We start from the raw sequence: 1,823 nt of genomic DNA on the forward strand, positions 1-1,823 counted from the left end.
CATCTATGCCGACAAAGTCCATTAAATTCTTAAATGCAATCCATCTGCGCCGCGCATGGTAGTTGCCTGTTGTGTAATGGCAGTCTCCGGGATGGCATCCCAGCACAATCACACCGTCATATCCTGCAAGAAAAGCCCTTGGGACGAAAGAGGGGTCAACTCTTCCGGAGCACATTACCCGGATCACACGGCTGTTGGGCGGGTACTGAAACCGGGAGATGCCTGCCAGGTCCGCCCCGGCATAGGCACACCAGTTACAAAGAAAAGATAAGATTTTGGGTTCGAAAGTCATCTCTTACACCATTAAATTCGAAATCCGAATGTCGAAATCCGAAACATTTTTCCCAGTCATTCCCGTGAAAACGGGAATCCAGGGTTTCCTGTGAAAACAGGAATCCAGGGTTTCCTGTGAAAACAGGAATCCAGTTTCATATGTCTCTGGTTCCCTGCTTTCGCAGGGACGACGTCTGGATTCCTGCTGGAGTTTATCCCGTACTTTGTTACGGGGCAGGAATGACAGACTGTTTTTTTAATGTTTGTTTCGAATTTCGCCTGCCTGCGCAAAGCCGCTTCGGCGAAGGCAGGGATTTCGTGCTTCGAATTTCCTCCTTTTCAGGCTGCCTTCTCCTTAGAAGGGCCAAGGGCCTCGATCTGGGCAATCAACTGTACATCGGAGAAATGATAAACCGTAGCCGCCATCTGCGGGCAGCTGGCGCTACAGACCCCGCATCCCTTGCACGAGGCCGCAATCGTCTCGGCCTTGCTCCCTTTTCCGGTTTCCACCACACGAATCGCATTGAAGGGGCAGAGCAATTCACAGAGGCCGCATCCCACGCAGCGCGTCTGATCGACCACGGAGATGGTCGGAAGCACACTCACATATCCTTTGGCCACGGCTGCAGTGGCACGGGCTACTGCAGCATCCGCCTGAGAGATGGACTCGCTGATACTCTTCGGAAAATGGGCCAATCCGGCCAGGAAGATTCCATCCGTGGCAAAATCGACGGGCCGGAGTTTCATATGAGCTTCGAGGAAGAATCCGTCCGCAGTCAAAGGCACCTTGAGCATCTTCGCCAGAGTTTCATTCTCATAAGGCAAAATGGCGCTGGCCAGAACAACAAGATCCGGCCGGATATGGATCTCCTCTCCAAGGATTTTATCTTTAACTTTGAGAAGGAGTTTACCTTCTTCGATGTTCAGATCGGGTTTTGAGTCGATATCGTATTGAACGAATTCCACTCCCTGATTTCTTGCCTGGGTGTAATATTTCTCCATCAATCCGTAGGTCCGGATGTCGCGATAGAGGACGGTTACCTTTGCATCGGGATTCTTCTCTTTGATCTTCAACGCATTCTTCACGGCGACAGAGCAACAGATTCGACTGCAGTTGGGATGTTCCGGGATTCGGGATCCCACGCATTGAATCATGACGATATGGCGGCTCTGACTTAGCTCTTCCACGTGAAGTCCAATTTTCTCTTCCAGCTCTTTCTGCGTGATCACTCTCGGGTCCTGGCCATGGAGATATTCTTTTGGCGCGCTCTCCTTTGCTCCGACGGCAACGATGACAACCCCGTGTTCGTATTCTTTCTCTGCCCCGTTGGTCGAAATAGCGGATTTGAAATTTCCCACATAGCCATTGAGGCTTTTCAGTTCTGATTTTGTGAAGACCTCGATTCGAGGATTTTCAAGAACCTCGTTGATCGTCTTCCGGAGAAGTCCCTGCGGATCATTTCCCTCAATGGTGTGATAGATATGCCGGAGATTTCCACCCAGTTCCGTCTCTCTCTCCACCAGAGCGCAATCAAACCCCTGCTGAGCCA

2 protein-coding genes are annotated in these 1,823 nt (G+C 51.0%); both read right to left on the reverse strand.

From position 1 onward, the window contains the following. On the reverse strand, window positions 1-292 hold a 292-nt coding region (locus tag QME66_13695; GenBank protein ID MDI6809998.1), incomplete at its 3' end, for a hydrogenase iron-sulfur subunit. Between the two features lie 320 nt (window positions 293-612). Continuing rightward, window positions 613-1,823 (reverse strand): 4Fe-4S binding protein (locus tag QME66_13700; protein MDI6809999.1); only part of this gene is annotated, 1,211 nt, incomplete at its 5' end.

The organism is Candidatus Eisenbacteria bacterium, assembly GCA_030017955.1.
Lineage (GTDB): Bacteria > Eisenbacteria > RBG-16-71-46 > JASEGR01 > JASEGR01 > JASEGR01.